This window comes from Leclercia sp., assembly GCF_036780805.1.
GTDB lineage: Bacteria > Pseudomonadota > Gammaproteobacteria > Enterobacterales > Enterobacteriaceae > Enterobacter.
This window is the reverse complement of sequence record NZ_DAIQCE010000001.1, coordinates 181,249-204,213: the sequence shown is the minus strand read 5'-3', so window position 1 is coordinate 204,213 and position 22,965 is coordinate 181,249. Positions and strand designations below refer to the sequence as shown.

Annotated in this window: 21 protein-coding genes; 10 read left to right on the top strand and 11 right to left on the bottom strand. The window is 56.5% G+C overall.

What is annotated here, in order from left to right; translation table 11 throughout:
* Positions 1-111: 111 nt before the first annotated feature.
* Positions 112-978 (bottom strand): DNA-binding transcriptional regulator YeiE, encoded by an 867-nt coding sequence (gene yieE, locus V7Q49_RS00865; RefSeq protein WP_333848840.1) that lies wholly within the window; start codon positions 976-978, stop codon positions 112-114.
* 122 nt (positions 979-1,100) lie between these two features.
* Here yieE and V7Q49_RS00860 point away from each other — a divergent pair, with 122 nt between their 5' ends.
* The 3 genes from V7Q49_RS00860 (at position 1,101) to V7Q49_RS00850 (ending at position 4,149) form a co-directional block, all read left to right on the top strand.
* Entirely contained in the window at positions 1,101-2,147 is a 1,047-nt protein-coding gene (locus V7Q49_RS00860; protein WP_333848839.1) for a YeiH family protein, read from the top strand.
* Positions 2,148-2,212: 65 nt separating this feature from the next.
* On the top strand, positions 2,213-3,070 hold the full coding sequence (gene nfo, locus V7Q49_RS00855; protein ID WP_333848838.1) for a deoxyribonuclease IV: 858 nt from the start codon (positions 2,213-2,215) through the stop codon (positions 3,068-3,070).
* Positions 3,071-3,072: 2 nt separating this feature from the next.
* On the top strand, positions 3,073-4,149 hold the full coding sequence (locus V7Q49_RS00850) for a sugar kinase (RefSeq protein ID WP_333850460.1): 1,077 nt from the start codon (positions 3,073-3,075) through the stop codon (positions 4,147-4,149).
* Positions 4,150-4,187: 38 nt separating this feature from the next.
* Here V7Q49_RS00850 and V7Q49_RS00845 read toward each other — a convergent pair whose 3' ends face one another.
* The 5 genes from V7Q49_RS00845 to rihB all read right to left on the bottom strand — a co-directional run bounded on the left by V7Q49_RS00845 (position 4,188) and on the right by rihB (position 9,942).
* Positions 4,188-5,441, bottom strand: coding sequence for a NupC/NupG family nucleoside CNT transporter (locus tag V7Q49_RS00845; RefSeq protein ID WP_333848837.1), 1,254 nt, complete (start codon positions 5,439-5,441; stop codon positions 4,188-4,190).
* Positions 5,442-5,531: 90 nt separating this feature from the next.
* Positions 5,532-6,467 carry a pseudouridine-5'-phosphate glycosidase gene (locus V7Q49_RS00840; protein ID WP_333848836.1) on the bottom strand — a complete coding sequence of 312 codons (936 nt, stop codon included), beginning with the start codon at positions 6,465-6,467 and terminating at the stop codon, positions 5,532-5,534.
* Positions 6,460-7,395 carry a pseudouridine kinase gene (locus tag V7Q49_RS00835; RefSeq protein ID WP_333848835.1) on the bottom strand — a complete coding sequence of 312 codons (936 nt, stop codon included), beginning with the start codon at positions 7,393-7,395 and terminating at the stop codon, positions 6,460-6,462. Before V7Q49_RS00835 ends, V7Q49_RS00840 begins: the two co-directional genes overlap by 8 nt.
* Before the next feature lie 264 nt (positions 7,396-7,659).
* Complete coding sequence (locus V7Q49_RS00830; protein WP_333848834.1) at positions 7,660-8,913, bottom strand: NupC/NupG family nucleoside CNT transporter; 1,254 nt, start codon at positions 8,911-8,913, stop codon at positions 7,660-7,662.
* 96 nt (positions 8,914-9,009) lie between these two features.
* Positions 9,010-9,942, bottom strand: a complete 933-nt coding sequence (gene rihB, locus V7Q49_RS00825; protein ID WP_333848833.1) for a ribosylpyrimidine nucleosidase — start codon at positions 9,940-9,942, stop codon at positions 9,010-9,012.
* A gap of 125 nt (positions 9,943-10,067) precedes the next feature.
* Here rihB and V7Q49_RS00820 point away from each other — a divergent pair, with 125 nt between their 5' ends.
* A complete protein-coding gene (locus V7Q49_RS00820) occupies positions 10,068-10,766 on the top strand; it encodes a transcriptional regulator YeiL (protein WP_333848832.1) in 699 nt (232 codons plus the stop codon).
* A gap of 41 nt (positions 10,767-10,807) precedes the next feature.
* On the opposite strand, the gene fruA is transcribed toward V7Q49_RS00820, so the two are convergent.
* The 3 genes from fruA to fruB are packed head-to-tail and all read right to left on the bottom strand — an operon-like array spanning position 10,808 to position 14,590.
* Positions 10,808-12,505: a PTS fructose transporter subunit IIBC gene (gene fruA, locus V7Q49_RS00815; protein WP_333848831.1), complete on the bottom strand. Its 1,698-nt coding sequence runs from the start codon at positions 12,503-12,505 to the stop codon at positions 10,808-10,810.
* 16 nt (positions 12,506-12,521) lie between these two features.
* The gene (gene fruK, locus V7Q49_RS00810) at positions 12,522-13,460 is read right to left on the bottom strand and encodes a 1-phosphofructokinase (protein ID WP_142486491.1); all 939 of its coding nucleotides are present in this window, start codon (positions 13,458-13,460) and stop codon (positions 12,522-12,524) included.
* On the bottom strand, positions 13,460-14,590 hold the full coding sequence (fruB, locus tag V7Q49_RS00805) for a fused PTS fructose transporter subunit IIA/HPr protein (protein WP_333848830.1): 1,131 nt from the start codon (positions 14,588-14,590) through the stop codon (positions 13,460-13,462). The genes fruK and fruB overlap by 1 nt, the downstream gene beginning before the upstream one ends.
* 368 nt (positions 14,591-14,958) lie before the next feature.
* Here fruB and setB point away from each other — a divergent pair, with 368 nt between their 5' ends.
* Complete coding sequence (gene setB, locus V7Q49_RS00800; RefSeq protein ID WP_333848829.1) at positions 14,959-16,140, top strand: sugar efflux transporter SetB; 1,182 nt, start codon at positions 14,959-14,961, stop codon at positions 16,138-16,140.
* Here setB and V7Q49_RS00795 read toward each other — a convergent pair.
* A complete protein-coding gene (locus tag V7Q49_RS00795; protein WP_333848828.1) occupies positions 16,137-16,391 on the bottom strand; it encodes a YkgJ family cysteine cluster protein in 255 nt (84 codons plus the stop codon). The genes setB and V7Q49_RS00795 overlap by 4 nt on opposite strands.
* A 163-nt stretch (positions 16,392-16,554) precedes the next feature.
* On the opposite strand from V7Q49_RS00795, the gene yeiP reads away from it, so the two are divergent.
* Positions 16,555-17,127, top strand: coding sequence for an elongation factor P-like protein YeiP (yeiP, locus tag V7Q49_RS00790; RefSeq protein ID WP_014884579.1), 573 nt, complete (start codon positions 16,555-16,557; stop codon positions 17,125-17,127).
* Positions 17,128-17,249: 122 nt separating this feature from the next.
* Here yeiP and uxuA read toward each other — a convergent pair whose 3' ends face one another.
* On the bottom strand, positions 17,250-18,440 hold the full coding sequence (gene uxuA, locus V7Q49_RS00785) for a mannonate dehydratase (protein ID WP_333848827.1): 1,191 nt from the start codon (positions 18,438-18,440) through the stop codon (positions 17,250-17,252).
* 205 nt (positions 18,441-18,645) lie between these two features.
* Here uxuA and V7Q49_RS00780 point away from each other — a divergent pair, with 205 nt between their 5' ends.
* The 4 genes from V7Q49_RS00780 (at position 18,646) to mepS (ending at position 22,957) form a co-directional block, all read left to right on the top strand.
* Positions 18,646-20,112: a mannitol dehydrogenase family protein gene (locus V7Q49_RS00780; RefSeq protein ID WP_333848826.1), complete on the top strand. Its 1,467-nt coding sequence runs from the start codon at positions 18,646-18,648 to the stop codon at positions 20,110-20,112.
* A gap of 123 nt (positions 20,113-20,235) precedes the next feature.
* Entirely contained in the window at positions 20,236-21,222 is a 987-nt protein-coding gene (locus tag V7Q49_RS00775) for a CobW family GTP-binding protein (protein ID WP_333848825.1), read from the top strand.
* A gap of 33 nt (positions 21,223-21,255) precedes the next feature.
* Positions 21,256-21,960: a phosphatase PAP2 family protein gene (locus tag V7Q49_RS00770; RefSeq protein ID WP_333848824.1), complete on the top strand. Its 705-nt coding sequence runs from the start codon at positions 21,256-21,258 to the stop codon at positions 21,958-21,960.
* A gap of 427 nt (positions 21,961-22,387) precedes the next feature.
* Positions 22,388-22,957, top strand: a complete 570-nt coding sequence (gene mepS / locus V7Q49_RS00765) for a bifunctional murein DD-endopeptidase/murein LD-carboxypeptidase (protein ID WP_077226278.1) — start codon at positions 22,388-22,390, stop codon at positions 22,955-22,957.
* Positions 22,958-22,965: the final 8 nt, after the last annotated feature.

The following is a 22,965-nucleotide window of genomic DNA, read 5'->3' as shown; positions in this document are numbered from 1 at the left end:
AAATGCCCTGTTATAAGAGAGCTTCATGACCGGACCAGGATTATAAGTAAAGCAGAGAATGATATTGGTGCGCGAAAGAGATCCCGGCGGGCAAAACGCCGCCGGGCGGGGTTACATTTCGCAGTAGCGCAGAAAACGCTGCAGGGAGTTGGAGAGGTGCTTCTGGCGGTGATGGATGCGCCACAGGGTACGCACCAGCTTCGGCAGCGGAACGGGGATCTCCACCAGCGTACCGCTCTCCAGCTGCTCGGCAATCACCCGGCGCGACAGGCAGCTGATGCCCAGACCGTGGCGCACCGCATGTTTAATCGCCTCCGAATTGCCCAGCTCCATGCCCATATGAAACTGCGGCAGGTGCGAAAGCAGCAGATAATCGACGATCTCGCGCGTGCCTGACCCCTGCTCGCGCAAAATCCACGGGGCCTGCGCCAGCCGCTCCAGCGTCACCTCCTGCTGTAATAAAGAAGAGGCCGGCGAGGCAAAGACCACCAGCTCATCCTCCAGCCAGGGTTCGGCAATGATGTCGGCGTTGTGGCACGGGCCTTCAATAAGACCGATATCGACCCGAAAATCGATTACCGCATTGATCACATCCTGACTATTGCCGACGCTCATCTCCAGCGGCAACGTTGGGAAATCGCGGCGGTAGCGGGCAATCACCTCCGGCAGAATGTAGTTGCCGATGGTGCTGCTGGCATAGACGCGAATAGCGCCGTTGTCCTCGCGGAACAGCTGTTCGATCTCGACGGTTTGCTCCAGCAGCGCCAGCGCGCGGGGATAGAGCAAGCGCCCGTGCTCGTTCACCACCAGCCGCTTCCCTACCCTGTCAAAAAGCTGAACCCCCAGCTGGCCTTCAAGATCGGTCAACGCGGCGCTGACCGCAGACTGGGACAGGGCCAGCATCTGGGAAGCCTGGGTGGTCGACCCGCTTTTCAGCACTTCGGCAAAGACTTCGAGCTGGCGTAACGTAATGTGCATAGTTGCTATCCGGTACGGTAAGCGCCCTGCTTACCACTTATAGAGATTAATTATAAATATATAATCAATTTTATTTTTAAGCCAGCGCGCCGTAACCTTTAGCCAGAGAAAAGGAGAAGGTTATGACAACACTCACTTTGCAGCATCACCATCCAGTGTGGCACTACATTCCGGGCCTGGCGCTGAGCGCGCTGGTCACCGGCGCAGCGCTGTGGGGCGGCAGTATTCCGGCGGTAGCCGGGGCAGGATTCAGCGCCCTGACGCTGGCCATCCTGCTGGGGATGGTCGTCGGGAATACGGTCTACCCGCGCATTTACAAGCCCTGCGATAGCGGGGTGATTTTTGCCAAGCAGCACCTGCTGCGCCTCGGGATCATCCTGTATGGCTTTCGCCTGACCTTCGCGCAGATTGCTGATGTGGGCGTGAGCGGGATCGCCATCGACGTGTTAACCCTGACCAGCACCTTTATGCTGGCCTGCTTTATCGGCCAGAAGGTATTCGGCCTCGACAAACAGACCAGCTGGCTGATTGGCGCGGGCAGCAGCATTTGCGGCGCCGCGGCGGTGCTGGCGACCGAGCCGGTGGTGAAGGCCGAAGCCAGCAAGGTGACGGTTGCCGTGGCGACGGTGGTGATCTTCGGGACCCTGGCGATCTTCCTCTATCCGGCGATGTATCCGCTGGTGGCGCACTGGTTCAGCCCGGAAACCTACGGGATTTATATCGGCTCAACGATGCATGAGGTGGCCCAGGTGGTCGCGGCGGGTCACGCCATCAGCCCGGATGCGGAGAATGCGGCGGTGATCGCCAAAATGCTGCGAGTCATGATGCTGGCTCCCTTCCTGCTGTTCCTGGCGGCGCGGGTGAAACAGCTCGCCCCGGCGGGCAGCGGCGAGAAGAGCAAAATCACCATTCCGTGGTTTGCGATCCTGTTTATTGTGGTGGCGGTGTTTAACTCGTTCCATCTGCTGCCCAAAGCCGTGGTCGATATGCTGGTGACTCTGGATACCGTGCTGCTGGCGATGGCGATGGCGGCGCTGGGCTTAACCACCCACGTCAGCGCCCTGAAAAAAGCCGGGGCCAAACCGCTGCTGATGGCGCTGATGCTCTTCATCTGGCTGATTGTTGGCGGGGGTGCGATTAACCTGGCGGTTCACAGCCTGCTGGCATAAACCACTTCATCCTTCTCCTGTTAACCCGCTATCATAAGCGTTTGCGGGTTAACAGGAGTCCCTTTATGAAATATGTTGGAGCGCACGTCAGCGCTGCTGGCGGTCTGGCGAATGCCGCCATTCGTGCCGCCGAAATCGAGGCGACCGCCTTCGCCCTGTTCACCAAAAATCAGCGCCAGTGGCGCGCCGCACCCTTAACCACTCAGGTGATTGATGAGTTCAAAGCGGCCTGCGAAAAATACCGTTTCACCCCCGGCCAGATCCTGCCCCACGACAGCTACCTGATTAACCTCGGTCACCCGGTTCAGGAGGCGCTGGACAAATCCCGCGAGGCCTTCCTCGATGAGATGCAGCGCTGCGAGCAGCTCGGCCTGACGCTGCTGAACTTCCACCCTGGCAGCCATCTGACGCAGATTGCCGAAGACGCCTGCCTGGCGCGGATCGCCGAGTCGATCAATATCGTGCTGGAGCAGACCAAAGGGGTGACGGCGGTGATTGAAAATACCGCCGGACAGGGCAGCAACCTCGGTTTCCGCTTCGAGCATCTGGCGGCCATCATCGACGGCGTGGAAGATAAAACCCGGGTTGGGGTCTGCATTGATACTTGCCACGCCTTTGCCGCCGGTTACGACCTGCGCAGCACGGAAGAGTGTGCAAAAACCTTCGCCGAATTCGAACGCATTGTGGGCTTTGAGTACCTGCGCGGCATGCACCTCAACGATGCGAAAAGCGCCTTTGGCAGCCGCGTCGACCGCCATCACAGCCTGGGTGAAGGCAACATCGGCCATGACGCGTTCCGCTTTATCATGCAGGACTCGCGTTTCGACGGCATTCCGATGGTGCTCGAAACCATCAACCCGGATATCTGGGCGGAAGAGATCGCCTGGCTGAAAGCGCAACAGATAGCCGAGGCCACCGCATAATGATGAACGAAAGGGAAAAGCAGATCCTGAAGATCCTGCGTCGTAACCCTCTTATTCAGCAGCATGAAATCGCCCAGATCCTCGACATAAGCCGCTCGCGCGTGGCGGCACACATCATGGATTTGATGCGTAAAGGAGCGATCAAGGGTAAGGGCTATATCCTCACCGAACAGGATTATTGCGTGGCGCTTGGTGCCATCAATATGGATATTCGCGGCGTGGCCGATATTCGCTTCCCTGAGCCCTCCTCCCATCCGGGGGCCATTCAGTGCGCGGCGGGCGGCGTGGCGCGAAATATTGCCCATAACCTGGCGCTGCTGGGCCGCGAGGTGCACCTGATCTCCGCCGTCGGCAGCGATTTTTATGGCGAAACCCTGTTGGAGCAAACCCGGCTGGCGGGTGTGAACGTCCAGAGCACGATCCGCCTGCACGGGCAAAGCACGGCGACCTATCTGTCGATTGCCAATCCGCAGGACGACACCGTGCTGGCCATCAACGACACGCACATCCTGCAGGGGCTGACGCCGCAGCTGCTGAACCAGTCGCGCGAGCTGCTGGCCCATGCGGGGGTGGTGTTGGCCGACTGTAATCTCACGACGGAATCCCTGGAGTGGGTCTTTACCCTCGCCGGAGATGTGCCGGTGTTTATTGACACGGTTTCAGAATTTAAAGCCGACAAAATCAAGCCCTGGCTGTCGCGGATCCATACCCTCAAGCCGACCCTGAAAGAGCTGCAAATTCTGGCGGAGTGCGACGATCGTCAGGCGGCGCTGACCACCCTGCATGAAAAAGGGGTGCAGCGAATTGTGGTTTGTCTGGAAGATGATTCGGTGCTGTGCAGTGAGCAGGGTGCAAAGCCGTTCTACCTGACGCCTCCTGCGCATCCGGTAGTCGATCGTTTCGGTGCCGACGATGCATTTATGGCGGGTCTTGTCTACGGCTACCTCGACGGGAGCGATTTTGCCGATGCGGCCCGGTTTGCCCTCGCCTGTGCGGCACTCTCCCGCGCCAGTGACAGCATTAATAATCCGACCCTGTCGGTGGATAACGCCTGGTCTCTGCTCGAAGCCGCTCAGTAAAAAAAGCCGGGTAGTGTCGCTACCCGGCCTGACCTACCCTATCCCGCTAAGCCGATAAAGAACCCAGCAATGGTGGCGCTCATCAGGTTAGAGAGCGTCGCCGCCACCAGCGCCCGCACGCCAAGCTGGGCGATCTCTGGGGCACGCTGGGGCGATACCGCAGAAAACGCCCCGACCACCACGCCAATCGAGCCGAAGTTGGCGAAACCGCACAGCGCGAACGAGATAATGGTGATGGTTTTCACATCCAGCTGACCGGCGGTTTGCAGATACGGTGAGAAGTTGAGATAGGCGACGAACTCGTTAATCGCCAGCTTCTGGCCAATCAGGCTGCCCGCCAGGGTCGCATCCTGCCATTCGACGCCCATGATCCACGCCAGCGGCGCGAGGGCGTAGCCAAACAGCCCCTCCAGGCTCAGGCTTTCGATACCAAACCAGCCGCCGATGCCGCCCAGCATGCCGTTCAGCAGGGCAATGATCGCCACAAACGCCATCACCACCGTCGCGACCCCGGCGGCGATTTTCAGCCCGGTCATCGCCCCGGTCGCCGCGGCTTCGATAATGCTTTTTGGCGGCGTCTCGCTGAAGGAGAGATTATCAAAGGTGACCTGTGATTCCTCGGTGGCCGGGCTCAGCAGACGGGCAAACAGGATCCCGCCGGGGATCGCCATCAGCGAGGCTGCCAGCAGATAATCAATCGGTACGCCCATCCCCGCGTAGCCAATCAGCATCGAACCGGCAATCGACGCCATCCCGCTGCAAATAGCGGTAAACAGCTCGTTGCGGTTCATCTTGTCGATAAAAGGTTTCACGATCGCCGGGATCTCGTTCTGCCCGAGGAAGATGGTGGTCACCGCGACAAAGGATTCGATTTTGCTGATGCGCAGCGCTTTCTGGAAAATACCGCCCAGCACGCGGATCAGCAGCCCCATCACCCCGATGTAGTACAGCAGGCTGATCAGTGCGGTGACAAAAATAATGGCGGGCAGCACCCGGAAGGCAAACACGAACCCGGCCCCGTCAAACAGGGTGTCCATCTTCGGCCCGACCAGCGCCCCAAAGATAAAGGCGCTGCCGGCATCGCTGTAGGACATGACTTTACTCACCCCGATGGCGGCCTGCTCGACCAGCCATTTGCCGGGTGGGAAATAGAGCATGATGCCGCCGATCGCCACCTGCAACAGGAAGGCGGCACCGACGGTACGCAGGCTGATACGGCGTTTATTAACCGACAGGAGGAAGGCTATCGCCAACAGTACCGCCATACCCAGCAGACTTCTCATTACGTCCATAATGATTTCCTTACCTGAAAACCCGGCGACAGGCCGGGTATCCGTGATTCCACTGCGAAGACAGGCGACGGCAAACTGCCTGTGAAAGGGTTACGCCATACGCTGATAAGCCTTCGCGATATCGCAGGCCAGGCGGGCGTTGTTAAAGACCAGCTGAATGTTCGATTTCAGGCTGTCGCCACCGGTCAATTCCGCCACGCGGGCCAGCAGGAACGGGGTACTGGCTTTGCCGGTAACCCCCTGCTCTTCGGCTTCCCTTACCGCCTGGTCGATAGCCGCGTTGATGGTCTCTTCCGCCATCGCAAACTGTTCCGGGATGGGATTAGCCACTACCAGACCACCGTTGAGGCCGGTCTGCCATTTCACTGCCATTGCCCGGGCGATGGCCTTGGCGCTGTCGAGACGAATGCTGACCTCAAACGGGCTGGTGCGGCAGAAAAAGGCTGGCAGGGACTGCGTCTGGTAGCCAATCAACGGCACGCCTTGGGTTTCTAAATATTCGGTAGTTAAGCCGAGGTCGAGTATCGATTTCGCGCCTGCACAGACCACGGCGACGTTGGTTTTTGCCAGCTCTTGTAAATCTGCGGAAATATCAAAGGTATGCTCAGCACCACGGTGAACGCCGCCAATCCCACCGGTGGCAAAGACCTTAATCCCGGCCATCGCCGCAATAATCATGGTTGAGGCAACCGTCGTTGCCCCGTTGATGCCTGCCGCCACCACGAAGGGCAAATCCCGGCGGCTGACTTTGGTCACCGCATGACCTTCGCGACCCAATAATTCAATTTCTTCTTTACTCAGGCCGACTTTCATTACGCCATGAATAATCGCAATGGTGGCCGGAATAACGCCCTGCTGGCGGATCGCATCTTCCACTTCCAGCGCCGTCTGGGCATTTTGCGGGAAAGGCATGCCGTGAGAAATAATGGTGGATTCAAGCGCCACAATGGGTCGGTTATTATTTAAAGCGTCCTGAACCTCAGGAGAAATTTGCAGGAACTCAGCAGATAATTTTAATTCAGACATGTTCTCTCTCCATTAATGCGTTAACGTTTTCAGACGATAAATCAGGGTTATTAGTAAATACGGAAGCCAGCGCCAGCGAAGAGCAGCCCTGAGCAAAACGAACGGAATCTTTAAATGTGGCCCCTTCCAGCCAGCAGAAGGCGAGCCCTGCCATCATTGCGTCGCCCGCGCCAGTGACGTTGACCACCTGGGTTTTAAACGGCGCTGACCAGCCGCTTTCTCCCGCGTTCTCGCTGTAATAAACGCCGTCGCCGCCCATGCTCAGCACCAGCCGGAACAGACCACGCTGGTGAAACCAGGCCGCCACTTCCGGCGCATCCGCAGCGCAGGTCAGCGGAATACCGCTCAGGGTTTCGGCCTCCAGCCGGTTGGGCTTGAGGGTGTGGATATGGCCCAGCCAGTCGCTGATCTTGCTGCATTTCCAGGCCGAGACCGGATCAATGAAAACCGGCGTCTGGCCTGCATTCTCAAAGATCCAGGCGAGGGCGGATTCGCTGAGATTACAGTCCAGCACCACCGCTTTCGCAGCGCGGATAAATGCCAGATGGTGGGCCAGATAGGACGGATTAATGTGGTCAGAAATTGCCATATCGTTGATGGCAACCAGCATCTCCCCGGTATTGTCGAGCAAGGATAAATAGCTGGAGGTGCCTTCCCCGGCGATGACCTGGCACTTGTCGATCTGCACCCCGGCGGCCTGGGTTTGTGACAGCAGCGACTGACCATAAAAATCATCGCCTACCGCGGAAAGAAGCCAGACATTTTTACCCAATAGCGCCAGATTTTGCGCAATATTGCGGCCTACGCCGCCGGGGGTGAATTTTATTTTCCCTGGATTAGAGTCGGCATAATTGAGCGAAGCATGTGAATATCCCGCCACGTCCATATTTGCAGAACCAATAACAACAATATAATCCTTTTCACGCATAGAACATCCTCTGGCGCGCAGGCCATCGCAATGATTATTAAGCGAGGTAGTAACACTTAAAGTTATTAGAGCACATGTTAATTTATAAACATGTGTTCATATTATGCATAAGAAGAGGAAAGTAAAGCGAGAGCAGAGAGGATCGTCAAATGAATATGAACAGAATCACAGTTATTTGTAGAGACAGTTTTAGCTTCGACAAAATAGTGAGATCGGTGGCACGTTTAAGTGCAATAAAAAATCGCCGCTTTCGCGGCGATCCTCTTATCCAGCCAGACCAATAAAGAGTCCGGCGATGGTAGCGCTCATCAGATTAGAGAGTGTAGCGGCCGCCAGCGCCCGTAATCCCAGCTGCGCGATTTCCGGTGCGCGTCGGGGCGAGACGGCAGAAAAGGCCCCCACCACCACGCCAATGGATCCGAAGTTGGCAAAACCACAGAGGGCAAAAGAGATAATGGCGATGGTCTTCGCATCCAGCTGTCCCGCAGTTTGCAGCCAGGGCGAAAAGTGGAGATAGGCAACAAATTCATTAATCGCCAACTTTTGCCCAATCAGGCTGCCGGTAAGATGCGCATCGCTCCAGTCAACACCCATCAACCACGCCAGCGGGGCCAGCAGATAGCCAAAGATTCCCTCGAGCGTGGCATGACCGTAACCAAACCAGCTCCCGACGCCACCGATAATACCGTTGATCATCGCGATGATGGCAACGAACGCCATCACCACAGTTGCGACTCCGGCGGCGATTTTCAGCCCGGTCATTGCTCCACTCGCCGCTGCTTCAATAACGCTTTTTGGCGGTGTTTCGGTAAAAGAGAGGTTTTCGAAAGTCACCTGAGTCGTTTCTGTTGCCGGGCTAAGTAAGCGGGCAAATAAGATGCCGCCTGGGATAGCCATCAGCGACGCGGCCAGCAGATAGTCAATGGGCACGCCCAGCGCCGCATAACCAATCATCGTCGAACCGGCGATGGACGCCATCCCGCTGCAAATCGCGGTAAACAGCTCGTTGCGATTGAGTCGATCGATAAACGGCTTCACGATCGCCGGGATCTCGTTCTGTCCGAGGAAAATCGTCGTGACGGCGACAAAAGACTCGATTTTACTGATGTTCAGTGCTTTCTGGAAAATACCGCCGAGGATGCGGATCAGCAAACCCATCACACCGATGTAGTAAAGCAGACTGACCAGCGCGGTAATAAAAATGATGGCGGGCAGCACGCGAAACGCGAAAACAAACCCGGCGCCGTCAAACAGCCTGTCCATTTTCGGCCCGACCAGAGAACCAAAAATAAAGGCACTGCCCGCATCGCTGTACATCATCACTTTATGCACACCAAGCGCTGCCTGCTCTGCCAGCCATTTCCCCGGTGGGAAATAGAGCATAATGCCGCCGATGGCAATTTGCAGCAGCAGCGCCGCCCCAACGGTGCGCAGGCTGATGCGCGTTTTATTTACCGACAGCAGAAACGCAATTGCCAGTAATACCACCATACCCAGAACACTTCTTATGACGTCCATAATGATTGTCTCTTAATGGCCGGTTGGATCGCGTGACGGGCAATCAGGGATCGCCCGTCAGGGTCGCATGGCAGACACCCCCTGTACTCAGGGAGATCAGGCGTACTTGCGCACGCACTCTTCCACTAAATCCCAGAACCAGCCGGTATCGATAGTGATCCCGACTTTGGTATTCGCCGCTTTACCGAGCACACCCAGTTCATCGCACACGGTGCGGCCATAGCAGGGACCGCTATTCACATCGATTTCGACATACATCTCCTGGGTTTTAATCCCGGCTGGATTAATGAGATAACCGATACAGGTAGCGTCGTGTACCGGACCCCCGGCCAAACCGTAGTTTTCGTACTGGGTTTTAAGGGTGAAGTTCATAATGTCGCTGAACAATTTACCGGCCGGGCCGCCGACTTTTTCCATCCTGGCGATCACGTCAGCGGTGCAGGCCGTCTGGTTGGTGAGATCCAGACCCATCATTACCAGCGGCACGCCAGAGGTGAAGACCACCCGAGCCGCTTCCGGGTCGGCAAAGATATTGAATTCCGCGGACGGCGTGAAATTGCCTGTCCTGTATGCCCCACCCATCAGCACGATTTCGCGAATTTTAGGCAGAATCGCGGGTTGCATCCGCATTGCCACCGCAATGTTAGTCAGCGGGCCGACGGGAACTAAGGTGATATCACCGTCGCTTGCCATCAGCGTATCGATAATGTATTTCACCGCGTGGGTACTTTCTGCTTTGCGGGTTAATGGTGCGAATACCGGACCATCCAGCCCTGTTTCGCCATGAATATTATCGGCCACGATCTGCTGGCGCATAATTGGCTGTGGCATTCCCGCGTAAACCGGAACGTTAATATCCAGCGCCTGGCATACATTTAATCCATTCACTAACGTTTTATCCAGCGTTTGATTACCAGCAACGATGGTTATCCCTAATAAATCAATTGCGGGATGTCTTGCCGCCAGCATTATGGCAATCGCATCGTCATGGCCAGGATCGCAATCAAGAATAATTTTTCTCTTTTCCATTTTTACTTCCTCAGTTCGCTGTTACGTTAATTGGATTCATCAAAGGCAGGACTTATGTTGACGATTGAATCCTAACAACGGAAAACCTATGCTCAGTATGAGAAATCTCACATCAGGAAGCTGCAGTGAAAGAGATCCACAATGATGCGTTAAAGCAGCAATTTATTCAGGAATCGGGTTATAAGGCGCGGTTTTCGCTGGATATTTTACGTGACACCCGTTTAGTACAGATGGCGGCCGGGGACTTTATTGTCAAAGAGGGCTGCCAGCCCGCTTATCTCTTCTACCTCGTGCGAGGACGGGCTAAACTGTACGCCACCCTGCCCAATGGCAAGGTTTCGCTAATTGATTTTTTTAGCGCACCCTGTTTTATTGGCGAGATTGAATTAGTCGACGCAGATCACGAACCGCGAGCGGTTCAGGCCATTGAGGAGTGCTGGTGCCTGGCATTGCCTGTCAAACAGTACCGATATTTATTGCTAAACGATGCGACATTTTTACGCCACCTTTGTGTTGCGTTAAGCCATAAAAATTACCGTAATATCGTATCCTTAACCCAAAACCAGTCTTTCCCGTTGATTAATCGACTGGCAGCTTTTATTTTACTCACGCAGAATTGTGATATATATCGCGAGAAACATACGCAAGCCGCAGAATACATGGGTGTGTCTTACCGGCATCTTTTATTTGTTATTGCGCAGTTGACGCATGATGGCGTGCTGGTGAAACAGAAGGCAGGATACATTATTAAAAATAAGCCGCAGCTTATTGCTCTGGCACGGGAGATGGATCCGGGGAACACCTTCAAGGCGTTATTACAATAAAAAAAGGCAGAGTTTCCTCTGCCTTTTATTTTTAAGAGAACTTATGCTGCTTTCGCGGCAACCACTTCAGCTTCAGGGCGTTTCACTACCGCGTAGGAGAGACCTGCCACCAGTGTACCAGCGATAATCGCAAACAGGTAACCCAGCACCGGCGTAATCGCACCCGGGATCAGCAGGACAAACAGACCACCGTGCGGTGCCATCAGTTTTGCGCCAATCGCCATGGAGATAGCACCGGTCACCGCGCCGCCAACGATACAGCACGGCAGAACGCGCATCGGGTCACGGGCGGCAAACGGGATAGCCCCTTCGGTGATAAAGCACAGGCCCAGAACCAGCGCCGCTTTACCGCCTTCCTGCTGCGCCTTGTCGAACTTACGACGGGCAACGATTGTCGCCAGGCCCAGCGCCAGCGGTGGCACCATACCCGCAGCCATGATGGCCGCCATCGGGGCGTAGGTCTGGGTACTCAGCAGGCCAACGCCGAACGCGTAAGCCGCTTTGTTCACCGGACCACCCATGTCGGTACACATCATCGCACCGAGGATCGCACCCAGCAGGACCGCATTGGCGGTGCCCATGGTCTGCAGCCAGTGGGTCAGGCCTTCGAGGATACCCGCAACCGGTTTACCGATCAGGTAGATCATGCCCAGGCCAACAATCAGGCTGGAGAACAGCGGAATGATCAGGATCGGTTTCAGGGCTTCCATACTCTGCGGCAGTTTCAGCTTCGAGCTGATCAGCTTCGCGACGTAACCGGCGAGGAAGCCGGCGATGATCCCGCCGATAAAGCCAGAGCCGGTGCTCACAGCCAGCATACCGCCGATCAGACCCGGAGTCAGACCCGGACGGTCAGCGATGGAGAACGCAATGTAACCTGCCAGCACCGGCACCATCAGCGCGAACGCCGAGCCGCCGCCAATCTGCATCAGCGCCGCTGCGAGAGTACCAGGCTCTTTAAAGGCCTCGATACCAAAGGCGAAGGAGAGCGCGATACACAGACCGCCCGCCACCACCATCGGCAGCATATAGGAGACGCCCGTCAGCAGGTGACGGTAAGCCCCGGCAGACTCTTTTTTGCCTTCAGAAGCCGAAGAGGCCGTGTTGCCCGCAGGCTGGAAGGGTTTCGCTTCGACCTGGGCTTTGTCCAGTTCCTGAGCGGTTTTCTTCAGCGCCAGACCGGTTGAGGTGCGGTACATCGGCTTCCCGGCAAACTTCGCCAGATCCACTTCGATATCCGCGGCCACGATCACCAGGTCCGCTGCTGCCACCTCTTCCGGGGTGATGGCATTGCCTGCGCCCACGGAGCCGCGGGTTTCAACCTTCACCCACCAGCCGCGTTTTTTGGCTTCGGTTTCAATGGCTTCTGCCGCCATAAAGGTATGCGCCACGCCGGTTGGGCAGGCAGTTACCGCGACCACGCGTTTCGGACCGCTGGTGACCGCCGTTGCCGTTGCTGCCGCGACAGGAGCGGTATACAGCGCCGCATGGCCTTTCGCTTCGCTCAGGAACAGTTCCGGGTGAGCAACGGCGCGATTGATATCGCCCAGCCACACTTTTTTGCCGTTCAGCGAGCTGTCGGCCGGGATCTTGTCGCCGAGTACGATGACCAGTTCGGCATCGCCCGGGTTGTCGATGAAATCAAGGTGTGCTTTATGTCCCGCCGAACCCAGCAAGGTTTTCGCCATATAGGCGCGCGCCTGTCCGAGTGCAGAGTCAATAATCAGCAGCGTTTTCATTATGCCTCTCCTGCTGTCAGTTAAAAGGTTTCAAGTCAACGCGCGCCATCATCGCGGCTAACTGGGTACGATCGGTGATCCCCACATTGCTCTGGCTGACGGCCAGGGCAGCAACGGCGGTGGCAAGACGTAACGTGTGTTCGCTGGATTCACGCATCAGCAGGCCGTAAATCAACCCGCCCACCATCGAGTCGCCGGCACCCACGGTGCTGACCACTTCCATCGACGGCGGCTTGGCGATCCATTCGCCGGAGGCGTTAACCCACAGCGCGCCCTCTGCACCCAGCGAGATAACCACATGAGCGATACCCTGCTCACGTAAGGCATGGGCAGCATCAATCACATCCTTTAAGTCTGGCAGTTTACGGCCAGCCCAGATCTCAAGTTCGCGACGATTCGGTTTCACCAGCCACGGCGCGGCTTTCAGACCGGCCACCAGCGCATCGCGGCTGCTGTCAAAGATGATGCATGGGCACTGGCTACGCAGGCGCGTCATCCAGTCGGTAAAGGCTTCCGGGCTGACGCCGGACGGCAGGCTGCCGCTGACGCAAACCATGTCGAACTGACCCAGCCAGGTCAGGGAGTCATTCACAAAACGCTCCCAGTCGGCCTGGGTGACTTCAAAACCGGAGAAGTTCAGGTCGGTCACTTCGCCATCTTTTTCGGTCATTTTCACGTTGATGCGGGTACGGCCCTGCACCACCTGAAAACGGTTGGCAATCCCCAGCTCGCTGAACAGCTGCTGGAAACCGTCCTGGTTATCTTTGCCGAGGAAACCGCCGACGGTGACGTCGATCCCGAGATCCTTCAGCACTTTCGCAACGTTAATCCCTTTACCTGCTGCGTGCAGGCCAGTGGTACGCACGAGGTTCACTTCGCCGCGTTCAATTTCCGGGCAGAAGCCCACGAGGTCGTAAGCCGGGTTCAGCGTAATAGTGGCAACACGTCTGCTCATTATGCGCCCTCCCCCAGACCGGCCGCGATGGCCTCGCCAATCGCTTGCAGCGCCTGTTCAGCATCTGCACCCTGCGCGGTGAAACGCAGACGGTGGCCTTTCTTCACGCCCAGCGCAACAACCTTCATCAGGCTGCGACCGTTGGCCGGTTTCCCGCTGCCGTCGAGGTTGGTGACGGTCACGTCGCTGTTGAACTGCTTGATAGTATTGACCAGCATGGTACCCGGACGGGCATGCAGGCCATGTTCGTTACGCACCACAAACTCGGCGCTCAGCAGTTCATCGGTATTCACATCATCGCTGGTCAGCAGCGCCAGCAGAGTCGCGGCATCGGCTTTCAGCAGTTGTTCAGCTTTTTTGTTCAGCAGCAGGTCGCTCAGGCGCTTCAGCACCTCAACCGGCTGTTCATCCGCCATAGCGACGGTGACCAGCAGGGCTGTGGTTTCACCTGCGGTATCAAAAGCAGTGGCCGCACGGCTGACGGCGATAGCGCTGCGCAGGTTGCCTTCAGCACAGTCGTTCAGCCAGACGCCCTGACCGAGGTTCAGCGGTTTGTCGTTTACGGCGTGAGCCACGAAAGCGGTATCCACTGCACCGGCCTCTTTCAGGCGACCAGCGTTGAGCGCCTGCAGGGTCACCAGATCGGAAGCCACCACGTCCAGGGTCAGCGTATCGTTATCCAGTTTCAGGGCTTCGCTCTGCTTTTCACCCATCAGCAGCGCGCGCAGCTCTTCGGCGGTGGTAGCGGATTTCAGCTGTTCAGCCACCGCGTCGTCGCTCAGAACGTGCGTTAGCTGACGCAGCAGGCCGAGGTGTTCATCGCTACTGGCGGCAATCCCGATGGCGACATAGGCCACCTGGCCTTCGCCCCAGAGCACGCCCTGCGGGAACTGATAGACCTGAACGCCGGTTTTCAGCACCTGATCGCGGGTATCGGTGGTGCCATGCGGAATGGCGATGCCATTGCCAAGAAAAGTTGAGGTCTGCAGCTCACGCGCCAGCATGCCGTCAACGTAGCCGTTGGCGACGTTGCCCGCCTGCACCAGCGCGGCGGCGATCTGCCGGATAGCCTCTTCTTTAGTACCGGCCTGTTCGCCGGGATGAATGTCCTGCACGGATAACTGGAACATGGTTCTCCACTCCTGCTGAAATTGAATCGTTTCAGCTAACATGAAAAAAAATACGCTATTCCGGTTGATTCAGTGATACCCGATAGCGCTGAAACGTTTCAAGAAGTCTTGCTCTTTCTACAAAAGCATGCAAGTAAAGTTACAATTCAGCATACAAAATTTAGATGTGCAGCACATTTTATTGCCTGATAACGCATTTTTTCTTCTCTGTTTTAAATTTCACCGCTGTGTTTCAGCAACTTCAGCAACCGCGTATAACAATCTGAAAGGGGATTTTGATTTTTCGTGGGGTAATTGATTTCGCTATCTGTTTATTTTCTGACAAGCGGCGTAAACTCCGCCTCTCTTCATATCACTGATACAGAAACATGCATACGACCCCCGCCGCCGCCTCTCCCAAGTCATTTGACTTGACCTCATCGGCGTTTTTAATTGTTGCCTTCCTCACCGGGATTGCCGGTGCGTTACAAACCCCTACCCTGAGCCTGTTCCTCACCAACGAGGTACATGTCCGTCCGGCCATGGTCGGCTTCTTCTTTACCGGCAGCGCCATCATCGGCATCCTGGTCAGCCAGTTTCTGGCCGGGCGTTCGGACAAGAAAGGCGACCGCAAATCCCTGATCGTCTTTTGCTGCCTGATGGGCGTTTTTGCCTGCCTGCTGTTCGCCTGGAACCGTAACTATTTCGTGCTGCTGTTTGTCGGCGTGTTTCTCAGCAGCTTTGGCTCCACCGCCAACCCGCAGCTGTTCGCTTTAGCGCGGGAGCATGCCGACCATACCGGCCGCGAGGCGGTGATGTTCAGCTCGATCCTCCGCGCCCAGGTCTCGCTGGCGTGGGTCGTCGGGCCGCCGCTGGCCTACGCCCTGGCAATGGGGTTTGGTTTCTCCGCGATGTATATCAGCGCCGCCGTGGCGTTTGTGGTCTGTGGCGCAATGGTGTGGTTTTTCCTGCCGACGATGCGCAAAGAGCCGAAGCTGGCGACCGGGGTGCTGGAGTCCCCTCGCCGCAACCGTCGCGACGCGCTGCTGCTGTTTACGGTGTGCACCTTAATGTGGGGCACCAACAGCCTGTACATCATTAATATGCCGCTGTTTATCATTAATGAGCTGCATCTGTCCGAGAAGCTGGCAGGGGTGATGATGGGGACGGCCGCCGGGCTGGAGATCCCCACGATGCTGATTGCAGGCTATTACGCTAAACGCTTCGGTAAACGCTTCCTGATGCGCGTTGCCGCCGTCGCGGGCCTGCTGTTTTACGTCGGAATGCTGACCGCCCACTCGCCGGTGGTGCTGCTGGGATTACAGCTGCTGAACGCTATCTATATTGGCATTCTCGCCGGGATCGGCATGCTCTACTTCCAGGATCTGATGCCGGGCCAGGCGGGTGCTGCCACGACGCTCTATACCAATACCACCCGCGTGGGCTGGATTATTGCCGGTTCTGTGGCCGGGGTGGTGGCCGAGATCTGGAGCTATCACGCGGTATTCTGGATTGCGCTGGGGATGTGCATCCTCACCACCCTCTGCCTGACGCGCATCAAGGATATTTAAGGCGCGGTCAGCGCCTCGAGTTCGAGCAGCCAGGTCATGGCCTCCCCGCGCGAGGTGCTGCACATCTCGAGCGAAGGCTGAAGACCGGCACAGACTTTAGGCCGCAAGCTCGAGCCGAAGATTTTGCAGCGCTGTTGTGCATCCAGCTGGACGCAGGGGGTGTTGGCAGGCTTGCCGTTGGGCATGCCGGGAATGGGGCTGGAGATGGAGGGCGCGGTGCAACATGCTCCGCAGTCCGGTCGGCAATCCATATACGTACTTTACCTGAAAGAAAGCCGCTCCCGCGGGCGTGACGCGCACAGTAACACCTTTTGCGTATTGATAGCAAAAGCCGCGAAATCCACTTGCCTGAAATGCCGCGCGCGAGTACTTTGACGCGATATTTTTGACCTTCCCGTGAACAGGATTACTGCAATGCCAAGAGCGAACGAAATTAAGAAAGGTATGGTGCTGAATTACAACGGCAAGCTGCTGATTGTAAAAGACATCGATATTCAGGCACCAAGCGCCCGTGGCGCAGCAACGCTGTACAAAATGCGTTTCGCTGATGTGCGTACCGGCCTGAAAGTTGAAGAGCGTTTCAAAGGCGACGATATCGTGGATACCGTTACCCTGACCCGTCGTTATGTCGACTTCTCCTACGTGGACGGCAACGAATACGTGTTTATGGATAAAGAAGACTACACCCCATACATCTTCACCAAAGATCAGATTGAAGAAGAGCTGCTGTTTATTCCAGAAGGCGGCATGCCGGACATGCAGGTTCTGACCTGGGATGGCGTACTGCTGGCGCTGGAGCTGCCGCAGACCGTCGATCTGGAGATCGTGGAAACCGCACCAGGAATTAAAGGCGCCTCCGCTTCTGCCCGTAACAAACCAGCAACCCTGACCACCGGTCTGGTGGTACAGGTGCCGGAATACCTCTCCGCAGGCGAGAAGATCCGCATCCATATCGAAGAAAAACGCTATATGGGTCGTGCTGACTAATGTGACATTTGCCCGGTGGCGCTACGCTTACCGGGCCTACAAAAAAACCGGCCATTGAGCCGGTTTTTTTATTGGTGCTGTTGTTGGCCGGGTAAGGCGACGCCGCCACCCGGCAACTGAACCTACAGAAGTTCTGGGTACTTCGTCATCTTCAGCGCCAGCTCCACGCCGCGCACTTCCGCCATCCCTTTCAGACGTCCAATCGCGGAATAACCCGGGTTGGTTTTCTTACGCAGATCGTCCAGCATCTGGTGCCCGTGGTCCGGACGGAACGGAATCGGACGCAGATCGCCCGCCCGCTTACGGCGCTGCTCTTCACCCAGAATCGCATCGACCACCGCCACCATATTCACGTCGCCGCCGAGATGCGCCGCTTCGTGGAAGGTTTTCGGGTTGTCTTCCCGGCAGGTGGCCCGCAGGTGGGTGAAGTGGATCCGGTCGCCAAAGGTCTCAATCATCTGCACCAGGTCGTTATCGGCACGCACGCCGTAGGAGCCGGTACACATGGTGAAGCCGTTGTAAATGCTGTCGACCGTCTCTTTCAGCCATTGCATATCCTCAATGGTGGAGACGATACGCGGCAGGCCGAGGATTGGACGCGGTGGATCGTCAGGATGAACCGCCAGACGCACGCCCGCCTCTTCCGCCACCGGTACGATGGCGCGCAGGAAGACGGCCATGTTTTCCCGCAGCTGGTTTTTGTCGATGTTGCCATACTCCGCCAGACGCGCGCGGAACTGGTCGAGGGTGTAGCCCTCTTCCGCACCCGGCAGGCCGGCGATAATGTTGCGGGTCAGTTTTTCAATCTCGGCCTCGCTGGCGTTGTCGAACCACGCCTGGGCCTGCTGCTGCTCTTCTGCAGTGTAATCTGCCGCCGCGCCATCGCGTTTCAGGATGTGCAGCTCGAAGGCGGCAAAAGCGATCTGGTCAAAGCGCAGCGCTTTAGAGCCGTCCGGCATTTCGTATTCCAGGTCGGTACGCGTCCAGTCGAGGATCGGCATAAAGTTGTAGCACACGGTATCGATGCCGCAGGCCGCCAGGTTGCGGATGCTCTGCTGGTAGTTGGCAATCCAGGTCTGGTAGTCACCGGAATGGGTTTTGATCTCTTCGTGAACCGGAATACTTTCGACCACTGACCAGGTCAGCCCCTTCTCAGCCAGCAGCGCCTGACGCGCTTTGATCTCTTCCACCGGCCACACCTGGCCGTTGGGAATATGGTGCAGTGCGGTGACGACGCCCGTTGCGCCAGCCTGACGCACATCATCAAGAGAAACCGGGTCTTTCGGCCCGTACCAACGCCAGGTTTGTTCCATTGATTCACCCTCTAAAGTTGTTATACCAATATTATCGACTCAGATGACGACTACCATACATGCGTAGCCAGAGAGGTCAATGTATCTCGCTATATTGATTGATCCATCTCACAGTTCCCGGATAATTACGGCTCACCAATTCAATTTGTTGTCATATAACTTTACACTGGCATTGTTAATTAATGGTTAATCAGGTGTGTATTTCATGAAGACAATTGCCTCCACCGCGCTACCCGCTCACGTGTTACAGCCGCAGTACGATCGCCAGGCGCTACGCTCCCGTATCGTCCATTTCGGCTTTGGTGCCTTTCATCGCGCGCATCAGGCGCTCCTGACCGACCGGGTGCTGAACGCCAAAGGCGGCGACTGGGGGATATGTGAGATTAGCCTGTTTAGCGGCGATACGCTGATGAGCCAGCTGCGCGCGCAGGATCATCTGTTTACGGTGCTGGAGAAAGGTGCCGAGGGTAATCAGCCGATTATCGTGGGCGCGGTGCATGAATGTCTGAACGCTAAGCTTGATTCGCTGGCGGCCATTATTGAGAAATTTTGCGAGCCGCAGGTGGCGATTGTCTCTCTGACCATCACCGAAAAGGGCTACTGCATCGATCCGGCCACCGGCAAGCTGGATACCCGCAATGAACGCATTATCCACGATCTGGAAAACCCGGATACGCCGCACTCCGCGCCGGGGATCCTCGTCGAAGCCCTGCACCGCCGCCGCGAGCGGGGTCTGGCACCATTCAGCGTGCTCTCCTGCGACAACATTCCCGATAACGGCCACGTGGTGAAAAACGCGGTGCTGGGCATGGCCCACACGCGTTCGCCAGAGCTGGCAGAGTGGATCGCGGCCAACGTCAGCTTCCCGGGCACCATGGTGGACAGGATTGTGCCCGCCGCCACCGACGACTCCCTTGCGGAAATCGCTCGTGAGGTGGGCGTCGAAGATCCGTGCGCCATCAGCTGCGAGCCCTTTATCCAGTGGGTGATCGAAGACAACTTTGTCGCCGGTCGCCCGGAGTGGGAAGTGGCTGGCGTGCAGATGGTGCAGGACGTCCTGCCGTGGGAGCAGATGAAGCTGCGTATGCTTAACGGCAGCCATTCGTTCCTGGCGTATCTTGGCTATCTGGCCGGTTTCGCCCATATCAACGACTGCATGGCGGACAGCGCGCTGCGTGACGCCGCCCGTCGCCTGATGCTTGAAGAACAGGCCCCGACGCTGCGCATCACCGGGGTGGATCTGACGGCCTACGCCGACAGCCTGATTGATCGCTTTGCCAACCCGGCGTTGCAGCACCGCACCTGGCAGATTGCGATGGACGGTAGCCAGAAGTTGCCTCAGCGGATGCTGGAGAGTATTCGCCTCCACCGCCAGCGCGACACCGCCTGGCCGCTGCTGGCCCTCGGGGTTGCGGGCTGGATGCGCTACGTCAGCGGAGTGGACGATGCGGGCCATGCCATTGATGTACGCGATCCGCTGAGCGATAAGATCCGTGCCATCGTCGAAACCAGCAGCGAAGAGGAGCGCGTCGCCGCCCTGCTGGCACTGACTGAAATTTTCGGCACCGACCTGCCGCAGGATCCGCAGTTCGTGGAGGCCGTAAGCGCGGCTTACCAGCGCATCCGCCAGTCGGGCGCGCGCCAGGCCATTATCGATACCCTCCCGCTTTAACCTCTGGTGCGCTTAAGGCGAGCGGGAAGCCTCCCGTTCGCCCTCTCCCCTTTCCGGGGCTGTTCTTTTGCGGCAGGATTACTGATAATTGTTATAGCATTACATTTATCACCTGGAGCACCTGTGACTAAAACCAATCTCATTACTGGCTTTCTCGGCAGCGGGAAAACCACGTCGATACTGCACCTGCTGGCGAATAAAGATCCTGCTGAAAAATGGGCCGTGCTGGTCAATGAATTTGGCGAGATCGGCATTGATGGCGCGCTGCTGGCCGATAACGGGGCGCTGGTGAAGGAGATCCCGGGGGGCTGCATGTGCTGCGTGAACGGCCTGCCGATGCAGGTAGGGCTGAATACGCTGCTGCGTCAGGGCAAGCCCGACCGGCTGCTGATTGAACCCACCGGGCTGGGCCATCCGAAGCAGATCCTCGACCTGCTGACCGCCCCGGTCTATGAGCCGTGGATCGATTTGCGCGCCACCCTGTGCCTGCTCGACCCGCGTCAGTTGCTGGACGAAAAATATGTCCAGAACGAGAATTTCCGCGATCAGCTTGCCGCCGCCGACATCATCATCGCCAATAAAGAGGATCGCGCCACCGCGGAAAGCCGCGCCGCGCTGGATATCTGGTGGCAGCACTTCGGCGGCGAACGTCAGCTGTTATACACCACGCAGGGGAATATCGATAACGCTCTGCTCGACCTGCCGCGTCGCAATCTGAATGCGTTGCCCGCCAGCGACGCGCATGCCCACAGTCACGGCGAAAAACAGGGCCTGGCCGCGCTGAGCCTCCCTGCTCACCAGCGCTGGCGTCGCAGCCTGAACAGCGGCCAGGGGCATCAGGCCTGCGGCTGGGTATTTGATGCCGACACCTGCTTCGACACCATCGGTTTGCTGGAGTGGGTACGGCTGGCACCGGTTGAACGCGTGAAAGGGGTAATGCGTATTCCCGAGGGGCTGCTGCAGGTTAATCGTCAGGGCGCTGATTTTCATATTGAGACCCAGGGCGCGGCACCGCCGGATAGCCGAATAGAGTTAATTAGTGCGGTTAACACCGACTGGAACGCCTTACAGTCGAGCTTGTTGAAGCTTCGTTTAAGTTCGGGCAACTAACGTTGCCCTGTTTTAACAGCTTACGGCATGATAATGAAAACCCGACTATTACCTATCTTATTGCTTAACCTCGCTGGCGTGGCTCTCTTTTTATCCTGGTATTTGCCTGCCAACCACGGTTTCTGGTTCCCGCTGGACAGCGGAATATTTCACTTCTTCAACCACCAGCTGGTTGAAAGTCGCGCCTTCCTGTGGCTGGTGGCTATCACCAACAACCGCGCCTTTGACGTCTGCTCTCTGCTGGCAATGGGCTACCTGATGCTGACCTTCTGGCGCAACGAGAGCGCTGCCGGACGGCGGCGTATTCTGATGATTGGCCTGGTGATGCTGCTGACCGCGGTGGTCCTGAACCAGCTGGCGCAGGCGCTTATTCCGGTGAAACGCGCAAGTCCGACGCTATTTTTCCCGGATATCTACCGCGTCAGTGAACTGCTGCATATTTCGACAAAAGACGCCTCGAAGGACAGTTTCCCCGGCGATCACGGGATGATGCTGCTTATTTTCACCGCCTTTATGTGGCGTTATTTTGGTCATAAGACTTTCGCATTAGCCCTGATTATTTTTATGGTTTTCTCTTTCCCACGGGTAATGATTGGCGCGCACTGGTTCAGCGATATTGCCGTCGGATCCCTTTCAGTGGCGTTGATTGGGCTTCCTTGGTGTCTGATGACCCCATTGAGTGAGCGTTTAATAACCTTTTTTGATCGCTACCTGCCCCAGCTAATTCAACAAGCTTAAAACAAGTTACTTACCGAAATTAACTATTTCCATCAGGGATCATTGCAGATCCCTGATGGATTATTCACTCCCTCTCCTTGCAGTTGTCATCTTCGCGTCATATTAATCACGATAGAAATTAACGCGTTGTGCATTCCTTAACCTAAATTACCCCGTAATATTGCTATCCCGGCAGCTAACTTTCGGTATCACATTTTCTTATAAAAAATTGGTTATTTTTACTCGCAATGATAGCCCCGATCGGGTACTCTCAGACTCGTTTTACCTCAGCGCTGCAATTATTATCGTTGTAAATAAATTTGTGCGATTCGCCACAGATTTGACCATAAAGAATTGTCTGATAGTGCGCAGGTATTTAGTCTCGTCTCGCTTGGCATTTTTTTATAACGATATTTGTCGTTAAGGACTTCAAGGGATAATAAACAACATGGTCAAATCTCAACCGATCTTGAGATACTTCTCACGGGTGATCCCGGCGATTGCAGTAGCGGTTCTGCTTTCAGCTTGTAGCGCATCGAATACCGCAAAGAATATGCATCCTGAGACGCGTGTTGTGGGGTCAGAAGACGCCTCTTCACTGCAAGCTTCTCAGGATGAATTTGAAAAGATGGTCAGCAATCTGGATATCAAATCCCGATTAATGGACCAGTATGCTAGCTGGAAAGGCGTGCGCTATCGCCTTGGCGGCGATACACGTAAAGGGATTGATTGTTCCGGTTTCGTACAGCGTACTTTCCGCGAACAGTTTGGTTTAGAACTTCCGCGTTCAACCTATGAACAACAGGAAATGGGCAAATCGATCTCGCGTAGCAGCTTACGCACCGGCGATTTAGTGCTGTTCCGTGCGGGTTCTACCGGCCGTCATGTCGGCATCTATATTGGTAACGACCAGTTTGTCCACGCGTCCACCAGCAGTGGTGTGACGATCTCCAGTATGAACGAGCCCTACTGGAAGAAGCGCTACAATGAAGCGCGTCGTGTACTGACTCGCAGTTAACCGCCTGT